At 69.3% G+C, this 22,823-nt stretch carries 27 protein-coding genes; 20 read left to right on the top strand and 7 right to left on the bottom strand.

Translation table 11 applies throughout. From position 1 onward, the window contains the following. Positions 1-33: 33 nt before the first annotated feature. The 17 genes from sctJ (at position 34) to ASC91_RS29850 (ending at position 13,339) form a co-directional block, all read left to right on the top strand. A complete protein-coding gene (sctJ, locus tag ASC91_RS20685) occupies positions 34-756 on the top strand; it encodes a type III secretion system inner membrane ring lipoprotein SctJ (RefSeq protein ID WP_056201153.1) in 723 nt (240 codons plus the stop codon). Further along, the gene (locus ASC91_RS20690) at positions 749-1,264 is read left to right on the top strand and encodes a hypothetical protein (protein WP_056201161.1); all 516 of its coding nucleotides are present in this window, start codon (positions 749-751) and stop codon (positions 1,262-1,264) included. Before sctJ ends, ASC91_RS20690 begins: the two co-directional genes overlap by 8 nt. Further along, on the top strand, positions 1,261-1,896 hold the full coding sequence (locus ASC91_RS20695; protein ID WP_056201165.1) for a FliH/SctL family protein: 636 nt from the start codon (positions 1,261-1,263) through the stop codon (positions 1,894-1,896). The genes ASC91_RS20690 and ASC91_RS20695 overlap by 4 nt, the downstream gene beginning before the upstream one ends. Beyond that, a complete protein-coding gene (locus ASC91_RS20700) occupies positions 1,893-3,227 on the top strand; it encodes a FliI/YscN family ATPase (RefSeq protein WP_056201167.1) in 1,335 nt (444 codons plus the stop codon). The genes ASC91_RS20695 and ASC91_RS20700 overlap by 4 nt, the downstream gene beginning before the upstream one ends. Then, positions 3,224-3,697 carry a hypothetical protein gene (locus ASC91_RS20705; RefSeq protein ID WP_056201170.1) on the top strand — a complete coding sequence of 158 codons (474 nt, stop codon included), beginning with the start codon at positions 3,224-3,226 and terminating at the stop codon, positions 3,695-3,697. Before ASC91_RS20700 ends, ASC91_RS20705 begins: the two co-directional genes overlap by 4 nt. 1 nt (position 3,698) lies before the next feature. Beyond that, a complete protein-coding gene (locus tag ASC91_RS20710; RefSeq protein WP_056201173.1) occupies positions 3,699-4,280 on the top strand; it encodes a hypothetical protein in 582 nt (193 codons plus the stop codon). 73 nt (positions 4,281-4,353) lie between these two features. Continuing rightward, complete coding sequence (locus tag ASC91_RS29645) at positions 4,354-5,460, top strand: hypothetical protein (RefSeq protein WP_056201174.1); 1,107 nt, start codon at positions 4,354-4,356, stop codon at positions 5,458-5,460. A 71-nt stretch (positions 5,461-5,531) separates the two neighbouring features. Next, positions 5,532-6,593, top strand: coding sequence for a sensor histidine kinase (locus ASC91_RS20720; RefSeq protein ID WP_157281894.1), 1,062 nt, complete (start codon positions 5,532-5,534; stop codon positions 6,591-6,593). Beyond that, a complete protein-coding gene (locus ASC91_RS20725) occupies positions 6,590-7,231 on the top strand; it encodes a response regulator transcription factor (protein ID WP_082532862.1) in 642 nt (213 codons plus the stop codon). Before ASC91_RS20720 ends, ASC91_RS20725 begins: the two co-directional genes overlap by 4 nt. Then, on the top strand, positions 7,228-7,905 hold the full coding sequence (locus tag ASC91_RS20730) for a hypothetical protein (RefSeq protein ID WP_056201183.1): 678 nt from the start codon (positions 7,228-7,230) through the stop codon (positions 7,903-7,905). Before ASC91_RS20725 ends, ASC91_RS20730 begins: the two co-directional genes overlap by 4 nt. 3 nt (positions 7,906-7,908) lie before the next feature. Continuing rightward, complete coding sequence (gene sctR, locus ASC91_RS20735; RefSeq protein WP_056201191.1) at positions 7,909-8,574, top strand: type III secretion system export apparatus subunit SctR; 666 nt, start codon at positions 7,909-7,911, stop codon at positions 8,572-8,574. After that, positions 8,571-8,846 carry a type III secretion system export apparatus subunit SctS gene (sctS, locus tag ASC91_RS20740; protein WP_056201193.1) on the top strand — a complete coding sequence of 92 codons (276 nt, stop codon included), beginning with the start codon at positions 8,571-8,573 and terminating at the stop codon, positions 8,844-8,846. Before sctR ends, sctS begins: the two co-directional genes overlap by 4 nt. After that, entirely contained in the window at positions 8,846-9,631 is a 786-nt protein-coding gene (gene sctT / locus ASC91_RS20745) for a type III secretion system export apparatus subunit SctT (protein ID WP_056201200.1), read from the top strand. Before sctS ends, sctT begins: the two co-directional genes overlap by 1 nt. A gap of 152 nt (positions 9,632-9,783) precedes the next feature. Continuing rightward, the gene (locus tag ASC91_RS30685; protein ID WP_162247833.1) at positions 9,784-11,523 is read left to right on the top strand and encodes a TIGR02594 family protein; all 1,740 of its coding nucleotides are present in this window, start codon (positions 9,784-9,786) and stop codon (positions 11,521-11,523) included. Between the two features lie 85 nt (positions 11,524-11,608). Next, positions 11,609-12,400 (top strand): hypothetical protein, encoded by a 792-nt coding sequence (locus ASC91_RS20755; RefSeq protein ID WP_056201205.1) that lies wholly within the window; start codon positions 11,609-11,611, stop codon positions 12,398-12,400. 110 nt (positions 12,401-12,510) lie between these two features. Beyond that, positions 12,511-12,732, top strand: a complete 222-nt coding sequence (locus ASC91_RS20760) for a hypothetical protein (RefSeq protein ID WP_056201207.1) — start codon at positions 12,511-12,513, stop codon at positions 12,730-12,732. Then, positions 12,725-13,339 (top strand): hypothetical protein, encoded by a 615-nt coding sequence (locus ASC91_RS29850; RefSeq protein WP_056201211.1) that lies wholly within the window; start codon positions 12,725-12,727, stop codon positions 13,337-13,339. The genes ASC91_RS20760 and ASC91_RS29850 overlap by 8 nt, the downstream gene beginning before the upstream one ends. Here ASC91_RS29850 and ASC91_RS29855 read toward each other — a convergent pair. Beyond that, positions 13,336-13,554, bottom strand: coding sequence for a hypothetical protein (locus ASC91_RS29855; protein ID WP_056201214.1), 219 nt, complete (start codon positions 13,552-13,554; stop codon positions 13,336-13,338). The genes ASC91_RS29850 and ASC91_RS29855 overlap by 4 nt on opposite strands. Before the next feature lie 273 nt (positions 13,555-13,827). Here ASC91_RS29855 and lepB point away from each other — a divergent pair, with 273 nt between their 5' ends. Then, a complete protein-coding gene (gene lepB / locus ASC91_RS29860; protein ID WP_056201216.1) occupies positions 13,828-14,739 on the top strand; it encodes a signal peptidase I in 912 nt (303 codons plus the stop codon). 105 nt (positions 14,740-14,844) lie between these two features. On the opposite strand, the gene ASC91_RS20780 is transcribed toward lepB, so the two are convergent. Together ASC91_RS20780 and ASC91_RS20785 are read right to left on the bottom strand one after the other, a co-directional pair. Further along, on the bottom strand, positions 14,845-15,759 hold the full coding sequence (locus ASC91_RS20780) for a hypothetical protein (protein WP_056201219.1): 915 nt from the start codon (positions 15,757-15,759) through the stop codon (positions 14,845-14,847). Positions 15,760-15,842: 83 nt separating this feature from the next. After that, positions 15,843-16,643, bottom strand: coding sequence for a DUF3108 domain-containing protein (locus tag ASC91_RS20785; RefSeq protein ID WP_162247834.1), 801 nt, complete (start codon positions 16,641-16,643; stop codon positions 15,843-15,845). 332 nt (positions 16,644-16,975) lie between these two features. Between ASC91_RS20785 and ASC91_RS20790 the strand changes: the two genes are divergently transcribed. Continuing rightward, the gene (locus ASC91_RS20790; protein WP_056201224.1) at positions 16,976-19,333 is read left to right on the top strand and encodes a hypothetical protein; all 2,358 of its coding nucleotides are present in this window, start codon (positions 16,976-16,978) and stop codon (positions 19,331-19,333) included. A gap of 38 nt (positions 19,334-19,371) precedes the next feature. On the opposite strand, the gene ASC91_RS20795 is transcribed toward ASC91_RS20790, so the two are convergent. Both ASC91_RS20795 and ASC91_RS20800 read right to left on the bottom strand, forming a co-directional pair. Continuing rightward, entirely contained in the window at positions 19,372-20,127 is a 756-nt protein-coding gene (locus ASC91_RS20795; RefSeq protein WP_056201227.1) for a helix-turn-helix domain-containing protein, read from the bottom strand. Then, positions 20,124-20,504, bottom strand: coding sequence for a hypothetical protein (locus tag ASC91_RS20800; protein ID WP_056201229.1), 381 nt, complete (start codon positions 20,502-20,504; stop codon positions 20,124-20,126). Before ASC91_RS20800 ends, ASC91_RS20795 begins: the two co-directional genes overlap by 4 nt. Before the next feature lie 124 nt (positions 20,505-20,628). Here ASC91_RS20800 and ASC91_RS20805 point away from each other — a divergent pair, with 124 nt between their 5' ends. Next, positions 20,629-20,946 (top strand): hypothetical protein, encoded by a 318-nt coding sequence (locus ASC91_RS20805; protein WP_056201233.1) that lies wholly within the window; start codon positions 20,629-20,631, stop codon positions 20,944-20,946. Here ASC91_RS20805 and ASC91_RS20810 read toward each other — a convergent pair. Both ASC91_RS20810 and ASC91_RS20820 read right to left on the bottom strand, forming a co-directional pair. Next, on the bottom strand, positions 20,880-21,524 hold the full coding sequence (locus ASC91_RS20810; RefSeq protein WP_235532043.1) for an N-methyl-D-aspartate receptor NMDAR2C subunit: 645 nt from the start codon (positions 21,522-21,524) through the stop codon (positions 20,880-20,882). The genes ASC91_RS20805 and ASC91_RS20810 overlap by 67 nt on opposite strands. Before the next feature lie 621 nt (positions 21,525-22,145). Next, positions 22,146-22,685: a hypothetical protein gene (locus ASC91_RS20820; RefSeq protein WP_056201239.1), complete on the bottom strand. Its 540-nt coding sequence runs from the start codon at positions 22,683-22,685 to the stop codon at positions 22,146-22,148. Between the last annotated feature and the right edge of the window lie 138 nt (positions 22,686-22,823).

Raw genomic sequence — 22,823 nt, forward strand, 5'->3', positions numbered from 1 at the left:
GTTCCAGCCGCGAATGCTCAATGGATCACTGACATGAAGCGTCTGTCCAGCCTTTTGCTGCTCACGCTGCTCGCCGCCTGCGGCGAGCAGGCCCTCTACGCGAAGCTCGACGAGCGCCAGGCCAATGACATGGTCTCGGCGCTGCGACTGGCCGGCGTGCCGGCGCAGAAGAACGCACGCGAGGACGGCTTCGAGGTGCTCACCGGCGAGGCCGACTTCGCCCGCGCCGTGCAGATCCTCAAGGCGCAAGGCCTCCCTCGCGAGGACTACGACAGCCTGGGCAAGGTCTTCAAGCGCGAGGGCTTCGTGTCGACGCCGGTCGAGGAGCGCGCCCGGCTGATGCACGCACTGTCGCAGGAGCTGTCGCACACGCTGACCAGCATCGACGGCGTGCTGCAGGCCCGCGTGACGCTGGTGGTGCCCGAGCGCCACCCGCTGTCCGACAAGGTCCAGCCCTCGTCGGCCTCCGTGATGATCAAGCACCGCCCCGGCCTGAACATTGAGACTTTGTTGCCCAAGGTGCGCGCCCTGGTCGTCAACAGCGTCGAGGGCCTGCCGTATGAAAGCGTCTCGGTCGTCGCCTTCGCGGCCGAGCCCACGCCCGTCGCCCCGCCGATACCCGAGACCCAGGCGACGGTGCCCTTGGTGCTGGCCGTCACGCTGGGCTCGGCCAGCCTGGGTGCTGCGGGCTGGCTGGGTTGGCGCCGCCGTCGGGCTCAGAACCAGCTCGCGCTGGAAGGAGGCGGCCATGACTGAACGCCAGCTGCGCGCGCACGTCGCACGCCGCCTGCTCGAAGACGCGCCGGTGGAGGCCCGCACGCTGAGCTGGGCGCAGCTCGACGCAGCGCCCGCGTGGCTGGCGCTGGAGCGCGATGAGCTGCTGGCGCTGGCCCGGCGCTGCGGCTCCGTGCTCGCCGCGCCCGCGCTGCGGCTGTGGATCGCCGGGCCGCTGCGGGAGCTGGCGCGCACCGCCCTTGGCGCGCCCTGGTGGCGAGCCCTGCGCAGTGCGCAGGACTGGCCGGCCCTGCCCGCGGGCCTGCCGGCCAGCCTCAGCGACTGGCCCGACGTCACGACGCCGGAGGCCTTGAGCCAGCGCTTCACCGAGGCCGGCGCCGCGGTGCTGCTGGCCGGCCTGCCGCATGGCTCGCTGCGCCACGCCGCCAGCCGCCGGCTCGGACCGGTCGCGGCCTGGGTGATGCCGCAGGCCACGGCCCTGGCGGTGTTGCGTGAAACGCTGGCCTTGCAGGCAAGGGTCATTCAATGAACAACTTCATGCTCTGGCATCGTGACCCCCAGGCCAGGTTGGGCATCGCCTCGGATCGGCGCGTGCTGCGTGCCGCCGAGGTGCCGGCCTTGCAGGATGCGCAGCAGCTGCTCGATGCCTTGCGCGGCCTGCTGGAGCAGGAGCAGTCGCGCATCGACGCCGCCCGCGAGTGCGCGCACGCCGAGGGATTGAAGCAAGGCCTGGCCCAGGCCGAGGCCGAGTCGCGCGCGCACCGAGCCGACACGCTGGCTCGACTCACCTGCGCTCACGAGGACGAACGCCTGCGACTGCAGCGCGAAGTGGCCGGCCTGGCGCTGGACATCTTTCAGAAGCTGCTCGGCCAGGTGCCCGCCGAAGAGCGCCTCGCCCGCCTGGCCGCACAGGCCGCGCGCGAACTGCTGCCGGCGCGTACCTGGCGGCTGCAGGTGCACCCCAGCCAGCTGCCCAACCTGCACGACGCGCTGCAGGCTGCCGACCCCGAGAACAAGACCGGCCTGGCGCAAGCCGAGATCGTGGCCGACGCCGAACTCGTCGAAACCGACTGCCGCCTGGTCACGGAGTTCGGCAGCGCCGATGCGGGCGTGGCGACGCAAGTGCGAAGGCTGGCCCGCGCCTGGGGGCTCAAGCCATGACGCTGAGCCTGGACGTCGAGGTCGGGACCGACACGCTGCGCCGCAGCCTGCAGCGCACCCGCACGGTCGCCACGCTGGGCCGTGTCGTGCAGGCGGGCGGCACGCTGATGCGCGCCACCGGCGTGCAGGCCCGCGTCGGCCAGAGCTGCCGCGTCTTCGATCCCTCACGCCCGCAGGACGAGGGCCTGCTGGCCGAGGTCATCGGCTTCCAGGGCCACGAGGCCATGCTCGCGCCACTGGGCTCGCTGCAGGGGCTGCCGGTCGGCGCCGCCGTGGAGGTGCTGCACGAAGCCGCGCAGCTGCCCAGCGGCCCGGGGCTGCTGGGTCGCGTCATCGACGCCTTTGGCCAGCCATTGGACGGCGGGCCCCCTCTGGACCTGCTGCCACGTGTGCCCCTGTACCGCGACGCACCCTCGCCGCTGCAGCGCCGCCCGGTGCATGAGCCGCTGGTGTGCGGCGTGCGCGCCATCGATGCGCTGCTGACGGTTGGCGAAGGCCAGCGCGTGGGCATCTTCGCGATGGCCGGCGGCGGCAAATCGACGCTGCTGGGCATGCTGGCGCGCAGCACACGGGCCGAGGTCAACGTCATCGGCATGATCGGCGAACGCGGCCGCGAGGTGCGCGAGTTCCTGGAGGACAGCCTCGGCCCCGAGGGCCTGGCGCGCTCGGTCGTCGTCGTCTCCACCTCGGACCGACCGGCACTCGAACGTGTGCGCGCCGCCTATGCGGCCACGGCGATTGCCGAAGGCTTTCGCGCCCAGGGCTCACGCGTCGTGCTGATGATGGACTCGGTGACCCGCTTCGCGCGCGGCCTGCGCGAGATCGGGCTGGCCGCCAACGAGCCGGCCGTGCGGCGCGGCTATCCGCCCTCGGTGTTTGCCGAGCTGCCGCGGCTGTTCGAGCGCGCCGGCAACGACTCCCACGGCACCATCACCGCGTTCTACACGGTGCTGGCCGAAGACGAGGACGGCAACGACCCGGTCGCTGAAGAGGTGCGCTCCATCCTCGACGGCCATCTGGTGCTGTCGCGTGCGCTGGCCCAGGCTCAGCATTACCCGGCCATCGACGTGCTGGCCAGCGCCAGCCGCGTCTTCACCCGCGTGACCCAGCCCGAGCAGCAGCGCGACGCCGCCCATCTGCGTGCGCTGATGGCGCGGCACAAGGAGGTCGAGTTCCTGCTGCGGGTGGGCGAATACCAGGCCGGCAGCGACCCGCTGGCCGACCAGGCCATCGAGCGCATGCCGCAGATCAAGGCCCTGCTGCAGCAGGCCACGCACGAACCCAGCGACTGGGACGGCTGCCTGCAGCATCTGCGGGAGATCGTGTCGTGAACCAGCTTTCCGACATCGAGGCACGCCAATGGCTGCGCCTGCGCCAGCTGCGCGTGCAGCGGGCACGCCTGGCGCTGGCGCAGGCACAGGCCGAAGAGCGCCAGGCCGTCGCCGCGGTCGAGGACCGCGAGGCCCGCATCGAGCAGGGCCGCAGGCTGATCGTCGAGCTGGCGTTTCACTGGGGCGGCGCCGGCAGTGCCGACATGCCGCGCTGGGTGCACCAGGTGCAGGCCCACGGCGAGGCGTTGGCCGAGCGGCTGGAGCGCGATGAATACGCCTTGCTCGACGAGCGCGAGACGCTGGGACAAGCCCAGGCGGAAGTGCAACGACGCCGTGCCGAGCTCGCCCGTGCCCAGGCCCGCGAGGACGCCGTGGACGCGACGCTGAAGGACCAGCGCCGCCAGGCCAGCCAAGCCCGCGAGCAGCAGGCCGAGCTGGAAACCGAAGACGCCTGCCGGACGCTGCATTGACATGAAGCTGCTGCCCATCCTGCTGCCCCTGGTCGCGATGCCGCTGCGCGCGCGATCCGCCATGGCGACGCCGGAGGCCCTGCCACCTCAGGACTCCCACCGCGACGCCGGCGATGAGCCCGACTGGCGCAACGCCTACCTGCGCCTGCGTGAGCAGGACCCGTCCGAGCCCGAGCCCGTGCTGCCCATCGCGCCGGCGATGGCGCGAACCCCACGCGATCAGGCACCCGAGATGACGGAGATCCGCAGCGTGTCGGCCACGCCCACCACGGAACGTCTCGAAGCGATGCGGCAACTCGGCGAAGCCGCCCCGTCGGCGAATCCGCAGGCGCGTGCCTGGCAAGTCGAGTTGCCCGCGGTGGCCGGCCCGGCCTGGCAGCTGCGCGTCGAGCAAGCCCAGCCGCTGGCGCCATTGAACCTGGAGCTGCGCGTGCCGCAAGTCGCCCAGGCCCAGGCCCGGCAGCAATTGAGCGACCTGGACAAGCGACTGCGCGATGCCGGGCATGATGTGCTGAGGTCGCGCCTGCGCGACGGCGCACGAACGGACAAGCGGCGCCGGCCTGCCGACGAGGTGGAATCATGAGCGCAGTGCCGGGCCGCCCCAAGCAAGCTCGCTCCCGCTTGGCGGGACAGGCCGAAGGCCGAAGGGTGCACCAATGACCAGCATCACCGCCATCCAGGCCCTGTCACCGGCCGAGACCTGGGAGGCGTGGCAGGCCCTCATGCAGGCCGCGCTGGCTGAGGGCGAAGGGGGGAGCGGGATGGAAACCGGTCAGCCCCATCTGCAGCCGCAGCCGACGGAGGCAGCCCAGCCGCTGAGCGCGCTGAACCTGCCGGGCGAGGCCAGCCCGCTGCTGCAGGCCCCTCATGCGCATCACGCGCATCAGGTCCAGCGCGCCCATGAACCCCAACCCGCGACGGCCTCGGTGGCGCAGGCCTTGGCCGCTCCCGACGTACCGACGGTGGCTGTGATGCCCACGGCGCAGGCATCGCTCGACAAACCGGCCGCGTCGTCGCCGCCGCAGGCGCCTTCGCCCGGGTTGCTCGGCGATACACCGATGGCCGCCACACGGCTTGCCGATGCCGGGGCGACCGTGCTGCCGATGGCGCCGGTGCTGATGACGCCACTGGCGCTGCAGAACGGCCCCGAGCTGCGCTGGCGCGCGCAGGATGCCGCCAGCTGGCGGCAGCTGTTCGACGACGCGGGCCGCGATGCACCGGACGAGGAGGAAGCACCGCCCCTGCCGCTGCCTGAAACTGCCGAGCCCGAGGCCATGCCGCCGTGGGCGCTGCTGCTGTTGGCCCGGCTGCGCGAGGCGACGCTCGCGCCCGCCGCCGCGGCGGCTTTGCGCCCGGCCCTGCAGGCCTGGCGTCTGGGCCTGCCGGTGCTGCTGGCCAGCCCAGCCGGGCTGGCCAGCCTGCAAGCCAGCCGCGATGCCACCACCTGGCAATGGCGGCGCTGGCCGGCGCGTTGGCGCGCGGCCCGTCCGGCCACGGCCGAGCGTTGGTGGACCGTTCGCCTGGCGCTGGGCCCCCAGGGCCGCCCGCGCACGCTGCGCGACCTGGCTGGAGGTGCGGTGCCCGCGCCGGGCCAGGTCAGCTGCGAGCTGCGCCTGGACGACGTCGCGCCCGGCATCGCCCAATGGACCGAGGTGCTGGTGCAGGCCCCCGCCAGCGCCAGCCTGCGAGCGCTGCTTGCCGCGCGGCCTTCGATCCCCTGGCTGTTGTGCAACCAGGCCCTGTGGCCTCGGGAAACGCCATGAGCGCCGCCCGGCCGTCCGAAGGCGCGCAGCTCCCGCTTGGCGGGACCGCGCGCAGCGCGAAGGGTGCCTCAGTGCGCCGCGTCGACGCCGATCTGCTGCACGCCCTGGGCGAACTGGGCGAGGCCCTGGCCATCCTCGATGGCGACTTCCTCGTCGCGCTCAACGCGCCCATGCAGGCTCTGCTGCCGGGCGAGATCGGCGGCCTGGCCGAGGACTGGGCCCAGCCGCTGCATGGCCTGGCCAGCGCACTCATGGCGCCGCTGGGCGCGCGCACACGCTGCGGCGTCAGCGGCGAATACGTGGCCCAGCGCGTGGCCCTGGACGCCCGCCATGTGCTGCTGCGCCTGGACGACGAACGCGAACGCCTGCACCACCTGCAGCGCCAGCTCGACGACCGCGAGGGCCTGCTGTTCACATCGCGCTCGCTGACGGTCAGCGAGATGGGCAGCGTGCTGGCGCATGAGCTGAACCAGCCCATCGGCGCCACCGCCAACCTGTTGCGCGGCCTGAAGCTGCGCCTGGCCCGCCGCCATCCGGATGACACTGACGAGCTGGCCGCGCTGGACAAGGCGGTGCAGCAGGTTACTTATGCCAGCCAGATCATCGGCCGAGTGCGCGAGTACACGCAGTCGCGCCAACCCAAGACCGAGAGGCTGGACCTCGTCGAGCTCGTGCACCAAAGCCTGGGCCTGCTCGACTGGGACCTGCAGCGCGAGGCCGTGCGCCTGGTGCTGCGTCTGCCGATGCAGCCCGTGCCGGTGCAAGGCGACGCCGTCATGTTGCAGCAGGTGCTGATCAACCTGCTGCGCAATGCGCTGGACGCGCTGCGCCTGGACCGGCCAGCCGAGCCGCTGATCGACATCGAGCTGGTCGTCGACGGTGCCCGCGCCGAGCTGCGCGTGGCCGACAACGGCCCCGGCATCACGCCGCAGACTGAAGCCCGGCTGTTCGTGCCCTTCAGCTCCACCAAGCCCAACGGCATGGGCCTGGGGCTGTCCATCTGCCGCTCGCTGATCGAGATGCACCAGGGCCGGCTCTGGTTCACGCGCCGCGACGCCGGCGGCTGCTGCTTTCACTTCGCTCTGCCGGTGACGGCGGCGGCGACCCCACCCACTCAGGAGAGGACGACATGACCCCTCGGCAAATCTACGTGGTGGATGACAACCACGAGTTCCGCGACTCGCTGCGTTTCTGGCTCGAAGGCTTCGGCTGCCAGGTGCGCGACTGGGGCGACCCGCGCGATGCGCTGCAGTCCCTGGCCCGCGTGGCCGTGGGCACGACCTGGCCCGAGTCCACTTGCCTGATGCTGGACGTGCGCATGCCCGAGCTGTCGGGGCTGGACCTGCACGACGCATTGCGCGAGCGCGGCATCCACCTGCCCGTCATCTACATGAGCGGCCATGCCGACGTGCCGCTGGCCGTGGCCGCGATGCAAAAGCGCGGTGCCGTCTCGCTGCTGGAGAAGCCGCTGGACGACGTGGCGCTGAGTGCGGCCCTGGACCGCGCCTTTGCGCCGACGGATGTGGACAGCGGCATCGACACCGAAGTGGAAGGCTCGCGCGAGGAGTTCGGGCGCCGCTCTCAGACGCTGTCGCCGCGCGAGCGCCAGGTGCTGTCCCTCGTCGTCAAGGGCCTGATGAACAAGAACATCGCCGACGAGATCAAGCTGTCGCTGAAGAGCGTGGAGCTGTACCGCTCGCGCGGCATGCGCAAGATGAAGGCGCGTTCGGTCACCGAGCTGACCCGCATCATGGTGAGTCGCCGGGCATGAGCTTCATTCCCCAAGCACTGACGCAGGCGTCGAGCTGGCACTACCTGTGCGGCCAGGCGCGGCTGTGCATCGGCGCCGATGATTTCGAGACGGGCGATCTGGTGTCCTGCGCCGCAGAGGCTGCCGTCGTGCTGGATCTGGCGGGCGAACTGCTGGACGCCCTGGCGGCCGCGGGCCTCGTGTCTGCCGCGGATTGGCAATGGGTGGCGCAGTCGGGCGCCATCAGCGTGAGCGGCGCCCAGGCCAGCTGGCGGGGCGCCGAGGTGCAGGCGCAGCTGTCGCTGCCCTGGACGACGTTGCGCGCGCTGGGCGAAGCACCCGAAGTGCCGGGCCTGCAATGGCATGCGACTGCGGCCGAATGCGTGCTGGCGCAGTGGCGGCTGGGCGACGAGGAACTGGCCGCGCTGGAGCTGGGCGGACTGCTGTTGCTGGAAGCGCCGGCCTCTCGCCAGCTGCGCGCACGGGCTGAGCCCACAGGTGAAGCGCCGTGGCAGCTGGTGGCGCGCTGGGAACAGCCACTGCCGCTGGAGGTCGTGATGGGCTGGAACGGGCCGCCGCCTGCGGCACCGATTCAATGCCAGCTCATCGATGCCACCCGCCCAGACGTGCCGCGTGCCCGTGGACGCCTCGTGCCGTGGGGCACGGGCCAGGCCTTGCGCATCGAGACGGTCTAGCCGATGGACCTGAGCACTTTCACGCCGGCCTCGGCCCTCATCACCGTCATCCTGCTGGCGCTCGCGCCCTTCGTGGCGGTGATGATCACGTCCTTCACCAAGCTCGTCGTCGTGCTGAGCCTGCTACGCAATGCCATGGGCCTGCAGCAGGTGCCGCCCAATGTCGTCATGAACGGCCTGGCCCTGGTGCTGAGCATCTACGTCATGTACCCGGTGGGCTTGGAGATGCAGGAAAGCCTGAGCGCCATGCCGGCCACCAAGGCCGGCTCGGCGTCGACCAGCCAGATGGTGGCCGCGGCCAACGTTGCCAAGGAGCCGCTGCGCGAGTTCCTGATCAAGCACAGCCGGCCGCTGGAGCGTGCCTTCTTCCTGAAGACCGCGCAGCGCAGCCTCAAGCCCGAGCAGGCCCAGGCCTTGAGCGAGCGCGACTTCCTCGTCATCGTGCCGGCCTTCACGGTCAGCGAGCTGACGGTGGCCTTCGAGATCGGCTTCCTGATCTTCCTGCCCTTCCTCGTCATCGACCTCGTCATCTCCAACATCCTGATGGCCATGGGCATGCAGATGCTGTCGCCCACCACGGTGTCGCTGCCCTTCAAGCTGCTGCTGTTCGTGTTGATCGACGGCTGGGTCAAGTTGACGCACGGCCTCGTCTTGACGTACCAGACATGAACAGCGAAGTCATCCAACTCACCCAGCAGGCGCTGTGGCTGGTGCTGCTGTTGTCGGCGCCGCCCATCCTGGTGGCGGCCATCGTCGGGCTGCTGATCGCCTTCATCCAGGCGGCCACGCAGCTGCAGGAGCAGACGGTGCAGTACGTGGCCAAGTTCTTCGCCATCGTCGTCACCATCTTCATCACCGCCTCGCTACTGGGCGGCAGCCTCTACCGGCTCGGCGACAAGGTGTTCAGCGAGTTCCCTGGCCTGGTCAAGATCAACCGCTGATGCTGGAGTTCTGGATCGGGCATCCCACCGATGCCGTCCTGCTACTGGGCCTGTCCACCATGCGGGTGGCGGTGGCCTTCCTGCTGGTGCCGCTGTTCACCCAGGACCTGATCCCGGCGCTGATCCGCAACTCGCTCTTCGTCGCCCTGGGTCTGCTGGGCCTGCTGGTGCAGGAGATCAAGCCGCTGCAACTGAGCGGCTGGCAATGGACTCTGCTCTACGGCCGCGAGGCCATGCTGGGGGCCGCGCTGGGCTTTTTGTTTGCCGGGCTGATGTGGTCCTTCGAGATGGCCGGCCAGCTCATCGACACCAAGGTGGGTTCGTCGCAGGCCCAGGTGCTGGACCCGTTGTCCGGCCACCAGACCTCGCTGACCGGTGCCTTCCTGGCGCGCCTGGCAAGCTGGGTCTTCATGGCCTCGGGTGGCTTCATGCTGTTCGCCGCGCTGCTGCTGGACAGCTTCGCGCTGTGGCCCGTCCATGGCAGCTGGCAGCTGCTGCCAGCGGGCATGCTGGCCTTCGAGGCGGAGTTCGGCCGCATGCTGCGCCTGGCCCTGATGGTCGCTGCACCGTCGCTCGTGCTGCTCTACATGGTGGACGGCGTGCTGGGCCTGATCAACCGCTATGCCCAGCAGCTCAATGTGTTCAGCCTGTCCATGTCCATCAAGGCCGTGGTGGGGCACCTGGTGCTGCTGCTGCAGCTGGGCAGCCTGGTGGCGCTGATGAACGACGAGCTGCTGGCCCGGCCCAGCGTGGTGACGGACCTGCTGAAGCGCCTGTTCGCCTGAGGATTGCGGCCAACCCTAGAGCGCGCCCGGCCGTACGTTCTGAAACAGCAGCGCCCGCAATTGCCCGGTCCGCGGCGCTGGTCTGAAATGGGCTGACCGACGCGATGCGCGATGCGCTCATCGCCCCATCAGGACAACGCCAAGGGCACCCCATGAGCATCGTTACCCGAACCACGTCGGCCTCCCCGGCCGTGAACGACACGCCGCCGCCCGCCGGCCGCAGCTACGAGGTGCAGCACGGCGACAGCCTGAGCCGCATCGCCAAATCCAACGGCGTGTCGGTGCAGGCGCTGCTGGACGCCAACCCACAGGTGCGCAACCCGGACGTCATCTACCCGGGCAGCCACCTGACGATCCCGGCGACGCGCTACACCGTCCAGCGCGGTGACACGATGCAGCACATCGCGGCCGACCACGGCCTGACGCTGCAGGCGCTGGTGGGCGCGAACCCGCAGGTGCGCAACGCCGACCTGATCCACGTCGGCGACACGCTGAATCTGCCGTCGGTGGGCCATCTGGTGGACGGCCTGCCTGTCGTCGGCTCCGTCGGTCTGGTGCACGACACGCTGCTGCCGGTCTACATGACGGACCCTCGCTACCGCAGCGACATCGGCAAGGCCGCCATCGCCAGCGGCTCGGCACAGTCCACCGTGGAACTGGGCATGACCCGGGCGCTCAACGCCGACCCCACCGGGAAGCGCGATGTGACGCAGCGCCAGATCGCCGAGCCCGCGCTGGCGCGCACCGACGGCACGCGCAACCAGCCGACGCTGAACCTGCAGCGCTTCACCGACCCGTCGCTGGGCTCGAACGCGCTGGCCGCCATCGTCATCGGCAATGCCGAAGGCACGCGCCGCCCGGACGGCGGCTTCACCGCGGCCTATGGCGGCCACACCGACCCGGGCAACGCGGTGCACAACCGCGGCTCTTTCTCCTACCAGCATGCGGCCTCCAGCCCCGCCGATGCCGACCGCCGCCAGCTGACGACGCTGCAGGGCCAGCTGCCGGCCTACGAGGCGGCCGCGCGCCGCGCCGGGCTGGACCCGAACAACGCGCGCCTGGCCTCGGCCTACCTGGACCTGTACAACCAGTCGCCCAGCGCCGCCGGCCGCTTCCTGAACCAGCTCGGCACGCTGCGCGGCCAGCCCATCGACGCGGCGCATATCACCAACCTGCGCGTCAACAGCTATGTCGACGCCTCCACCGGACAGCGCTTCCGGCTCAGCGGCGGGGGCCAGGCAGGCAGCGGCTTCGTCAACATCGCCAACCGGCAGGTGCACGGCACGGCGACCGAAGCCCAGGTGCAGGCCGTCATCCGCGCCGACCAGAAGCGCCGCACCGACGCGGTCGACAGCGCGCTGAACCGTCAGGGCTTGCTCAACGGCACGGCCACCGCGCCGACCCCGGCCGCCACGGTGCCGGCCTCAGCTTCGGGGACCGGCAAGGCCGCGCGCATCCTGGATGTTGCCCGCGGCGAGATCGGCACCAAGGAGGTCAGCGGCGGGCGCGACAACCCGCGCGTGCTGGAGTACCACCAGGCCACGTCCTTGAAGGCCAGGAACGACGAGACCTCGTGGTGCTCTTCCTTCGTCAACTGGACGATGAAGCAGGCCGGCGTGCCAGGCACCAACAGCGCCGCCGCGCGCAGCTGGCTGAACTGGGGCACGTCCGTGCCCAAGGACGCGGCGCATGTGAAGCCGGGCGACGTCATCGTCTTCCCGCGCGGCAACAGCCCGGCGCAGGGCCACGTCGCCATCGTCGAGGCCGTGCTGGCCGACGGCTGCGTGAAGGTGGTCGGCGGCAACCAGGGCAACGGGCCCGGCAACCCCGACGGCGTCAACGAGAAGGTACGCTTGCTGTCCGAAGCCATTGGCGTGCGCAGGGCGCCTTGAGCGCGGCCGTCCATCCCACGGTTGGGTTGCACGCACGGCGGTGCGGGCCGGGATACTGGCCCGCCATCCCTTTTGCATTGGACCGATGGCCCGCTCCCTGCTGCCCTTGATCGCCTCGCTGCTTGCCGTGTTCAACGCGCAGGCCCAGGTCACCAAAGACCCGCTGCCCACGCGGCTGGTCTGCCACCCCAGCGACAACCTCACCGCCAACATCAGCTACGAAGCCAGCGGCGCGTTGCTGGGGGCGGGCGTGTATGCCACCTCCGGCACGCATGAATGCAGCGTGCAGTCGCAGGGCGCCGGCGTCGCGCAGCCCGACGGATCGGTGCGATTTGCCTGGACCGACGAGGTCGAAGGCAACAAGCGCTACCAGGCGATCGTGAAGCGCGTGGGCAACGAGGGCTACACGCTGGCCCTGCAGCCCGCCGGCTGCGGCACGATCGCGCTGCCGGCGGCCATCGCGCTGTCCATCCAAGGCAAGGCCTGCAAGGCCGGCGTGGACCGTGACGCGGCCTTCGTGCTGTTCTGGCGCCAGCTGCGCGAGGCCATTGCCAGGCGTGACGGCGAGCTGCTGCAACGCCTGTCGTTGCCCCAGCTGGAGTTCTCCCCGGACTCCGGCACCGTCAAGGCACCCGCGTCCGTCATCCGCAATGCCGCGACCTGCATCCCCGGCATCGTCACGACGGAGTCCGGCACCGACATCGGCAAGATGCTGAAAGCCATCGACACGCCGCAACTGGACAAGCCACCGCTGTCCAGGGTGGCCGACAACCGCGTGAGCACCGGCGCCTTCGAGGCGCGCTGGACTGCCCAGGGGTGGCGCCTGTCGTGGTTCAACACCTCGCCGGCGGTGTTTTCAACCTGCAAGCCGGGCTGAGCGCTCGTCGTCAAAATACCCAGACCCACGAATTAGGGGCAGCCGCAGTCGCCTTGGCGGATGAGCTTCGCTAAGCTGACCCTCAACTGCCACCCACCTCCGCCACAGCCATGATCGGCGCCCCGCTTTCCTCCTCCGCCTCGCTGTTTTCCACCGCGTCCCTCCGCCCGCTGAATGCCCCTGCGGCGGCGCCGCGTGCCGGTGAACCGGCCTGGCTGGACGGGCTGGGCGCCGGCGGCGCCGCCACGCTGCGTGCCGACGTGGCGGTCGACCAGCGCGGGCTTTCGGTCCAGCAGCACGCGGAGCGCGTGCTCGCCGCCCTCGTTGCCTGAACTGCTGGCCCAGCCGCGCTGGGCCGAGGCCGCCCAGGCGCTCATCGGTGGCTGCCTCGACCTCGGCCCCCGCCAGGAAGGGGCTATCGCGCTGATGGAGACCATCTGCACAGGCCTGGGCGACCAGCTCTATCCGGCCTTTTTGCGCGTGCTGGCCGAAGTCAATCTGCGCGGCGAATATGCCGCCCGTGCCGCCGTGGCCCAGACCCTGGCCCAGTCCCTCTGCCAGGGCCGCCTGCCCAGCGGTTCGCGCGCGGCTTGGGGTGCGCATCAGGCGGGCGTGCAGCGGCGCAGCCTGGGCCCCATCGAATACCTGTGCCTGGCCGCCTGGCCCCGCGCATGCGAGTCGAGAGGGACTTCCGAGTTGTCGCCCGAGCAGTTCCAGACCCTGGCCAGCGCGGTGATGGAATTGCTCGACTGCGACGCCGAGGCGCGCTCGCTCTATGCCGGCCACCTGTGCGCCGTCGCCGACGACCCGCTGGACGGCACCATGCCGCGCGAGGTGCGCGCGGCCCTGCGCGCTTTCGCGCAAAGCTGGCGCAGCCACCCCGATGCGAGCCGGGCCTGCGCGGCCTTTGTCGACAGCCTGGGGCGGGCCGGGCGCTAAAGCTTGCCGACCGCCTCGTAGCGGGCCACGCCCACGACGCCAAAGACGGCGCGCGTGGACTGTCCCCCGAGGCTTGTCACGGTGATCGCCTGTTGCAGGGGCATCTGGCTGATCAGGGGCTGCGAGCCCAGGGCGACCCTGCGGGAGGCCTGGACCTGGGCCAGTTCAATGGACCGGACGACAGCGTCCGTCGCCACGACGGTGGGAAGTTTCATCAAAGAAAAGCGTCTGCATCGCGCGGCACCGTGCCGCGGCAGGGTCAGCGAGGCTTGCGTGGCAGCAGCCCGGACGACCCTGCCGTGCATCCTAGGCAACGGATGGGTCCGCGCCGGGCGCGCCGTTGCACGGCCTGTGGCAGATTGCCGCCTGGCGGGCAACTCGCAGCCCAAAGTCCCCCGGGGACGGTGCCGCGCCCAGCCGGCTCAAGCACGCTGGCATCATGCGCCGCCACGCACATGCAGGCCCTATCGCCACCCATCTCGACGCCCATGCCCAACAACAAACCCAAGAAGTGGATTGCAGCGGTTCTCGGTCTCCTGTCGCCGCCGGTCGGCCTGCTCTATGCCGCACACGCCAGGGCGGCCCTGGCCTATTTCGCTCTCAGCATCGTGGTGGGAGTTCTCGGCTTCCTGTCGCAGGCATGGAAGCTGCCAGTCAATGCCGCGGCACTGGTGCTCATGATCGCGGGTGCGTCGCATGCGTACCGGCGCGCCAAGCACTACCCCGACGCGAAGCCACGCCCCGGCTACAGCCGCTGGTACGGCATCCTGGGCGTCGTCGCTTGCGTCATCACGGCGGTGCTGGTCTTCAGGGCCTTCTTCTTCGAGCCCTTTCGCGCCCCTTCGTCGTCCATGCTGCCGACCATCCCGGCCGGCACCAGCCTCATCGTCCAGAAATGGGGCTATGGCAACTACGGGACTTTCGGCAAGACCTTCCTTCGCACGACCATCTCTTCGCCTCTGTCCCGAGGCGACTTGATCGTCTTCGAGTTTCCCGAGGACCGATCCGTCGTCTTCGTCAAGCGCCTGGTCGGCCTGCCTGGCGACCGCATCGCCTACCGCGGCAAACGGCTGTTCATCAACGGCGAGGCCGTGCCGTTGCGACCCGCTGGGGAATACTTCGATCCAGAATCCAAACGGACCATTCCCCAATTTGTCGAGACCCTGCCCGACAGCGAGCACGCCGTGCTGATCGGCGAGCAGCCCTTCTTCCTGCGGCCCGACTCGAAGTTCCCCTTCGCCGAGAAATGCACCTACACCGTTGACGAGATGGCCTGCGAAGTGCCGCCCGGTCACTTCTTCACCCTTGGCGACCACCGCGACAACAGCCGCGACAGCCGGATGTGGGGCTTCCTGCCGGCCGATCACATCGTCGGCAAGGTCGTGTTCGTGGGGTCGTAGCCACGCGGCACGGTTGGCTGCCTCAAGGCGGATTGAAATGCGCGCCCTGGGTTTTGCAAGCTTCCTGCCGCGGGAGCGGCCATGGCTCAAGGCCGCCTTCGGGCCTCAGGGCGCCTTCACCAAGGCCTGCAATACGGAATCCGCCGCACCCGGCAGCAGCGGCATCAACAGCGCGATCGCCTTGGGCCAATGCGCCAGCAGGAGCCCCTGGGGGCTGGCATCCTCGCCGGCTGGGCCCTCCGGCGTGTTGCCCCGGGGCTCACGCTCATGGCATCGCTGCAGCCACGCGGCGGCGGACAGGAAGGCCGCTGCCAGTACCAGGCTGAGCATCAGCCCACCCATCAGGCTGACCGTGGGCGCCAGCGCCAGTGCGGGCTCGCGCGCTTCCTTGATCATCAGCGCCGCGCACAGCCGGTACATGGCCGTGAGGCAGGAGATCCAGATCAGCATGAGCGCCGCACCGCAATACAGCAGCCGGGTGATCGCGCGCATCTGCAGCATCCGGTGGTTGCCATGCGCGCCGGGGATCAGCAGCAGCGAGAACGCACACAGCAAGGCCGAACTGGCGACGAAGGCCATCGCGGCGTTGCAACTGCCCAGGAACCGGAAGCGGGGCGAGATCGCCGCGAGGTTATCCACCATGGGGCCGAAGGCCAGCAGCGAAACACCGAGATCGACCGTGTAGTGGTAGAGCGCGCTGCCTATCAGCGTCAATACGCCCAGGAACGCCACCCAGGCCGCGTGCCCAAGCCGCCGCCTGTGGCGCACCGCGCGGTCCAGTTCCAGGCCGCACACGCCGATCACCACCAACGCGGCCAGCCATTGCAGGAAGCTCAGGCACAGCCACCACAATGCCGCGTTGACCACCAGCGCCGCTTCGGCCAGCGGTGTCTTGGCGGGGTAGCCCGGCAGCAGCAGGGCCTTGAAATCAGGCTTGGGCACCGCGACGCGATTCAGCTCGACCAGCGCGTCCATCGCGCCCAGCAGCGCGACGATGGCGAGCACGGCCAGCAGCGGCATCACGGCACCGTTGCAGCAGGCAAGATAACCAACGAAGCTCCGCCAGGTGCCCGCCGCAGCCTGCGCAGGCTTGGCGGCTCCGCTCACGATGCGCGCCCGTTCTCGCACGACGGTACGCCCTCCTCGGGCAGGACCGTCGGCGCAGGCACCGGCGTTGGCATGAGCGTTATCGTCACTTCGTCCAACGTCACGCGCGCCGGCCGCCAAGATTCACCCGGCAGCAGCCGCAGCGCGATCAGGCCCTTGCTCTTTCGGCTCGCAATACCGTACTGAAGCGGGCTGGCGTCCGTCGCGGCCACCGGCCCTTCGAACGTGGCCTCGTGCTCCTTCAATACCCCGCGCTCAATCACCCGGAAACGGTCACGGTCGCCCGGCTGATGCCTGGAAGCCAGCGCAATCAGCGCCACCTGGTAGGACATCGGGTCCCAGGTCGACCCATCCAGCGACACTGCCTGGGGGCCCGGCTTGCCGCCCAGCGTCGTCTTCGCCAAGCCGGCCACCCAGTCGAAACGCGTGTGGACGTTGTACTCCGGGCTGGACTCATCGCGGTGCACGTATTCCATCGGCAGCAGCCGTTCGCCCTCGATGCGAATCACGCTGCATTCCTGGAAGCGGCGTTCGACGAAAGCGACGCTCACCGTGGTGCGCATCGTGTAGACGATGAAGCGCGACGAACGCCGCAACTCGATGCTGGCCAGAGCAGTGGCCGTCAGGAAGGCCACCTTCTGCCGCCCTTCGTAGCGCCCGCTGAAGGGTTGCACGGCGCTGGCGGGCTGAGCGCTGGCGCTCTCAGGCGCCAGTACCCCCGCGAGCGTCATCGCAAGCAACGCGGTGGCCGTGGTGCGCCAGGCTCGGAATGGGCGCGAGCTTCGGGTACGGCGCATGCAGTGTCGATGGGTGGGGTTTCTCAGGCAGAAAGGATGCAGCGGCCGCATCGCAGCCGCATCCTCACAACTGGTGACGGGCGCGGCGCTGGTCGCTCTGCGGCGCCAGACTTGCTCGGCCCTCTTTGTCAGAGCGTTGTGCTGTTCAGGTCAGAGTTCCCAAGACCCGAGATCGACAGGCCTGGCTGGCTTTTGCAAACCATCCTCAGGCGCAAGCTGGAAATCGAATTGGAGTGAACTAGGGATGCGTGCCATCCCATCCGTCTCCTTGTGGATTCATCCCTAACGCCCCGGAGCGTAGATTGGCCTCATCGCAACACCGGGGGTGAATCATGATGCTCTTCTGGCAAGGCACGCCCCGGTCCCGCACGCAGGCGCTGCTGGCCGGTTTCAGCCGGGCCCTCGCCCTGGCCGGTGCCCTGGCCCTCGCGGCCCCGGTGTTCGCCACGCCGCCGCGGCCACCTGCCTTCCTGACCGATGGCGACAAGCTGACGGCCGAGCGTGAATGGGTGCTGGATCGGGCGGCGCTGCCGCTGCAAGTCGTCATGCGCGAGCAGGGCATCGCGTCACTGACGCTGAGCGCTTCGGTGGTGGCCATGGAGCCGGGCAAGCCCGAGCTCGCGGCGCCGCGGGTGCTGTGGCGCACGGAGGTCAAGCCTGCCGCACGCGACCAGAGCGCGACGGTGGAGGTACCGCTCAAGGGACTCAAGCCCGGCGAATGGCGGCTGGAGGTCAGGCTCACGGGCAAGAAGGGGGCGAACGAAGGCTTCTCGCATCTGCTGGTGCGCTACCTGGTGGTCGACGCGGATGGCCGCATCCACGTGCTCTCGCCGCAGCAGCGCAGCCTGCGCGGTGCGGCCGAACGGCAGCGGCAGTTCGACGTCGCACGCCGCAGCGACGAGCGCCAGCATCCGATCCGGCTGCTGTTCGGTGACACGTTCAAGCTGCCGGCGGATGCGAAGGTGGCCGACGTCGCCGCATTCGTGCCGCGCGACCGGCGCATCGAGGTGCGGCCGGCCGAACTCACCCCCTTCCTGCGCGAGCACAGCGCCGACAGCACCGCCACCAGCTACACCTCGCGCGACCCCATCACCGTTCGCGGCCGCGTGGTGTTCCGCGATCTGAGCGGCAACTTCGTGCCGCTGGTCAACGTGGCCATCCACCTGTGGGACTCTGACACCTTCGGCGACGAGCACCTGGGCAGCGTGGCCTCCGACTGGGACGGGCGTTGGGCGTTCACCGTCAACAACGACGATGGCTGGTTCCAGGACGGCCGGGACCTCTACTACACGATCAAGCTGGACACGAGCCGCCTGTCGCTGGGCACGTGCAACTTCCTGGCCGGCGCCTATGAATGGAAGTCGGCCGTGCACGATGACATGTCCGACGGCACGGTGCTCGACTTCGGCACCGAGACGGTGGGCTCCGACATGGATGCGGCCCGCGTGTGGTCGACGCTGAACCTGGCCTGGAACCATGCCGCGACGGCTGGCGGCTTCGACCCCGGCAAGATCGACGGCTGCTTCCCCGGCAGCGGCACCTTCTACAACGGCAAGATCAACATCGAGGGCGGCGACTTCGACGGCCCCGATTCCATCACCCACGAATACGGCCATGGCGTGATGGCCCACGCCTACTCCGGCGGCGACCCCTCGCCGGGCGGCGACCACGGCTTTGGCGACTGCGGGCAGAACAAGGCGCTGTCATGGTCGGAAGGCTGGGCCACGGCCTTCATGCTGACGCTGCGCCAGGATGGGCGCTACAACTGGCACGAGGGCGACGGCGGCCAGGAGATCGAGGGTTTCTCGTCGTCCTGCCAGACGGGCGACAGCAGCGAAGGCCGCGTGGCCGCGGCGCTGCTGGACATGTTCGACACCCACAACGACAGCAACGGCGGCGATACCAACCTCGGCCGCAACGGCGCCTCCGACAGCAACACCGGCAGTACCGTGGCGCTGGCCACGATGCTGCGCGACACCATGGTGGGTACGCAGCACTCGACGGTGATCGAGTTCTGGAATGACCTGGCGGGTGAGCTGACCAGCACGCAGCGCCCGGCCGCCCAGACCGTCATGAACTACAACTGGATGCCGGTGATCCTGCCTTCGTCCTGCGTCGCGACCAAGGTGGCGGCCACCAGCCTGCCCGACAAGGAGGGCGACGGCGTGCTCGCTGGCCTGCGCAGGTTCCGCGACCACGCGCTGCTGCCCTGGCCCGGCGGCCGCGAGCTGGCCAACCTGTACTACCGCAACAGCCCCGAGATCGCGCTCGTGCTGCTGCGCCGCCCGGCGCTGCTGCCCGACGCCCTCGCCGTGATGCGCCATTTCTCGCAGATGGGCGACACGCTGACGACGAACCGCCGCCTCGTCGAATTCGAGAAAGCCAACGGCCCGCTCATCACACCCGAAGTGCATGCCGCGGCCCAGCGCATCGTGGCCGCACTCGCCGAAGACGGCAGCGAAGGCCTGCGACGTGACGCGCAGCGCCTGAAGACCGAGTTCGAACGGCTGCTCAAGACGCGCCTGTCCGACGTGCAGGACCGTGCGGCGAAGGAGAAGGCGGCCTTGGTCGACCGTGGCCAGGGGCTGCCGCCGATCAAGCGACAGGAGTACCAGCCGGGCAGCAAGGACGCGCTGCAGGACAAGCGGATGAAGGACCTGCTGGAGCGCAGCGTGGCGCCGAGGAAGTGAGGTTGCAGGCCGACACTCGGGTCGGCCTGCTGCCCTACCTAGCCAGCCAGCGCGAACCGCGTCGCCTCGTCGGCCGGGAAAAGGTGCTCCACCTTCAGAGACGCCAGCGTGATGTCCAGCGGCGTGCCGAAGCTGGTGAAGGCGGAGAAGAAGCTCAGTGTCTGGCCGTCCACAGCGCGCAGCCGCAGGGCCAGCACGGGCAGGCCGCTGGTCTCGACGGTGCCCCAGGGGCGCAGCGACGGCCTCAGCTCGTCGAGCAGGGCGCGCAGGCGCGGCAGGTGCTCGGCCTCGCGGCTGGCACGGGCCCACATCTCGCCGCACAACTCGGCCTCGTTGACGCACAGCGCTCGCAAGCCATCGGGGCGGAAGACCGCTCGCAGCAGGTTGAAGGGTCCCGCCAGCAAGTGATCGGCCGGCAGGCCAAGTAGCTCCAGCAGCCGCGCCAGGCCGGCATTGGCCATGACGAGGTTGTATTCGCCGTCCAGCACCAGGGCCGGCGTCGGATCGTGGGCGTACAGCAGTTGCTCCAGCGCGGCGCGCACGGGCGCCATCTCGGGCGCGTCCAGCGCGCGCTCGGTGTGAGCGGGTGCATAGCCGGCGGCGAGCAGGGCCTGGTTGCGTTCCTGCAGCGTGGCGCCGAGGGCGTCGAGCAGGGCGATCAGCGTCTCGCGGCCGGCGCGGGAGCGGCCGGTCTCGATGCAGCTGAGGTGGCGTTGCGAAACACCGGTGCGCAGCGACAGCTCCAGCTGGCTGACGCGGCGCGATTTGCGCAGGGCGGCGAGGGTGGCGGTCATGGGGATGGCATGGGTAGCAGGTGAACGATAGCGGCTGCCAGCAGCAACAGCAGGGCGGCAATGTCCAGCTTGACAACGGTGGCCAGGGCAGGCGGCAGTGGACCCGCCGGCAACGCGAGCACCAGGAACGATGCAACGCTGACCAGGCCGGCGATGAGGCCCAGGCCGCGCAGCGCCGGCTGCCAGGCGGCGCTGCCGAGAAAGGCCGCGAGCAGGCCAAAGAGCACGGCGCGGTGGCGCAGCAGCAGTTCCAGCGTGGGGTCGCGGGCATCGACGCCGTAGAGCGCTGACAGCTTGGTGGCGCCCAGCACACCGGCCAGCGGCAGCGCATGCAGCAGGGCGACGAGGGCCAGCGTGAGGGGAACGAGCAGCTTCATGGAACCGGACCATAGGCCACGCGCGGCGGCATCGCGATGACCTCGGAGGTCATTGCGGCGCTGCGCACGACTGGCGAGCATGGCGCCATCTACCACCCGTCAACCGTCCCTCAAGGAGATTGCCATGCGAACCGTTCTGATCCTCGCCCTCGCCGCCTTCGGTGCCTTCTCGACCTATGTGATGTGGCAGGTCGGCTACCTCGGCATCTGGCAGGCCGGCATGAGCAGCCTCGGTGCCTGGCAGGTGCTGGCGGACCTGGTCATCATGTCGTGGATCGCGCTGGGCTTCATCTGGCGCGACGCGCGGCAGACGGGGCGCACGGTCTGGCCGTTCGCGCTGATCACGCTGGCCGCCGGGTCCTTTGGGCCGCTGCTCTATCTGCTGCTCAAGCCTTCGGGCCGCAGCGAGTTCAAGGCGGGGCCGGCTGTGCCAAGCCGCTGAGCGCGGCTTGCAGATTGGTACGTGCCCGCGCCTCGAAACGCTCGCGCAGGGCGCGTGCCGTAGAGCGCGGGCCGCGCCAGAAAGCCGGCCGGGATGGCACCGCGCTTTTCATTGAAGACGGCCGCCGGCACATGGGCGTATTCGCGGCGGATCTGCGCCTCGTACTCGGCAAAGCGCTCTGGCGCCGCGCCCAGGATGGCGAGATCGATGTCGACGAGCAGCTGCTCGTCCGGTGTCTGCGGCGCAGCGCTGTGGCGCGTAGCCAGCACCAGGGCCGCGACGCTGTCGGCCACGTCGGCCGCCGCGCCCGCGTCAAGCAGCGCGGCCCGTGCCCAGTCGGCGCTCTGAGCCTCGTTGTCATGGCGATGCACGTCGTAGATCGCGTCGTGGAACCACAGCGCGATCTCGATTTCGGCGGGCCGCTCGGCGAGATGCGCAAACTCGTCGAACAGCGCCAGGCACTCGTCCAGATGCTGCTGCGTGTGATAGCCGCGATGCGGCTCCGCATAACGGGCCAGCAGCTCGGTCTGCAGAGCCTCGCCACCGCGAGCCCCCAACGCGGCCCAGGCCTGCTTCATACCGCCGCCGAGCGCGCGCGATCTGGCACGGCGAGAACGTAGCGGGGTCGGGTCAGCATGTAGCCATGTTAGGTCGGCCTGGCTACGCAATCCGGTTGGCGCTCAACGCGGCGCTCGCTCTCGAAGCGGGGCCGTCGGTTTCAAGCTGATTGCGGCCTTCCGCGTCGAGGTCTGCTGAAAAGCGACTTTCGACTTGGGGCCGAGGTCGGGCCTGGCTGGCAGGCTTCCGGGAAGCGGCCTCTCAACGTCGGCGCTCAGCGGACGGCGAAGGCGGTCCGCTCCAATGGCAGGTTATGGATCACTGCGGAAGTAGCTGGCCGGCTCAGGATATTCAGGTGGCTAGGCATTTAGCTTGATGAGGCCAATCGCTGCAGCCAAGAGTGCGAGCCCCAGAGCGACAACCGCAAGTCCCGCGATGAAAGCCTCCTTCCCGCGAAGCCAACCATATGTTTCGCGATCGTCTTCGCTGACGATTGGAATCTTCCTCGCCACGACAAGCCGGCAACCGATGTAGATCGCGAGGAATCCACACAAGGTCAAGAAGGCGTTCTCAAATGTCATCTGAGCCATAACTTTGAAGCTGAGACGCGGACGGAGTCGGCTCCAGCGACCGGCTAGGCGTCACTGACCGCGGCCGGCGGGGAGCGTTGCCAACACGACTTGATGAACAGTCTGTACGGAGGGGTGTGACCTCAGCACGAGGGTTTGAAGATAGGCGAGCCTCATATGACCCTCGATCAGTTGCAGTGGCTCTTGCATCTGACGGCCATGTTCTCGGGGATGGTGCCAGCACCCAGCATTCTTGGCGATGATCATGGGGCTTGGGGTCGTGCCGTTCTCGAGCATGAACTTTCCGAGCCACGTTGATTTTCTCGTGGAGCCATCAAGTAGATCATTGCCCCAGTACGAAAGCGTCTTCATCCAATCGCCGACGTGGCTAACGTTCAGCACCTCCTCGGACGTGAACTCTTTGAGTTCATAGCCCCATTCGAGGGGGAGAAGTGGCAACCATGCTTGGAACTCACGCCAGTGGCGATAGATCCAGGTCTCGATCACTGCATCGGGGACGTTTCCGTACTTCTTCGGCCAGCGAGTGCGGTACTCGGCATAGGACTCGACGTTGAATGTGCCCCAGTTTTTCGGGGCGGGAATGCGGGGCATTTGGTGACGCCTAACGTGCGAACTCTGCGGACGGCGAAGGGTTAGCGGAGTAATCGGCCCGCCTCGCCCGCAAATCGTCCGGAAGAAACACCTGGCGCAGTGCGCTGCATCGTGGCACGGTGGAACGTGGCGCCGGGG

The organism is Pelomonas sp. Root1237 (assembly GCF_001425055.1).
Lineage (GTDB): Bacteria > Pseudomonadota > Gammaproteobacteria > Burkholderiales > Burkholderiaceae_C > Pelomonas.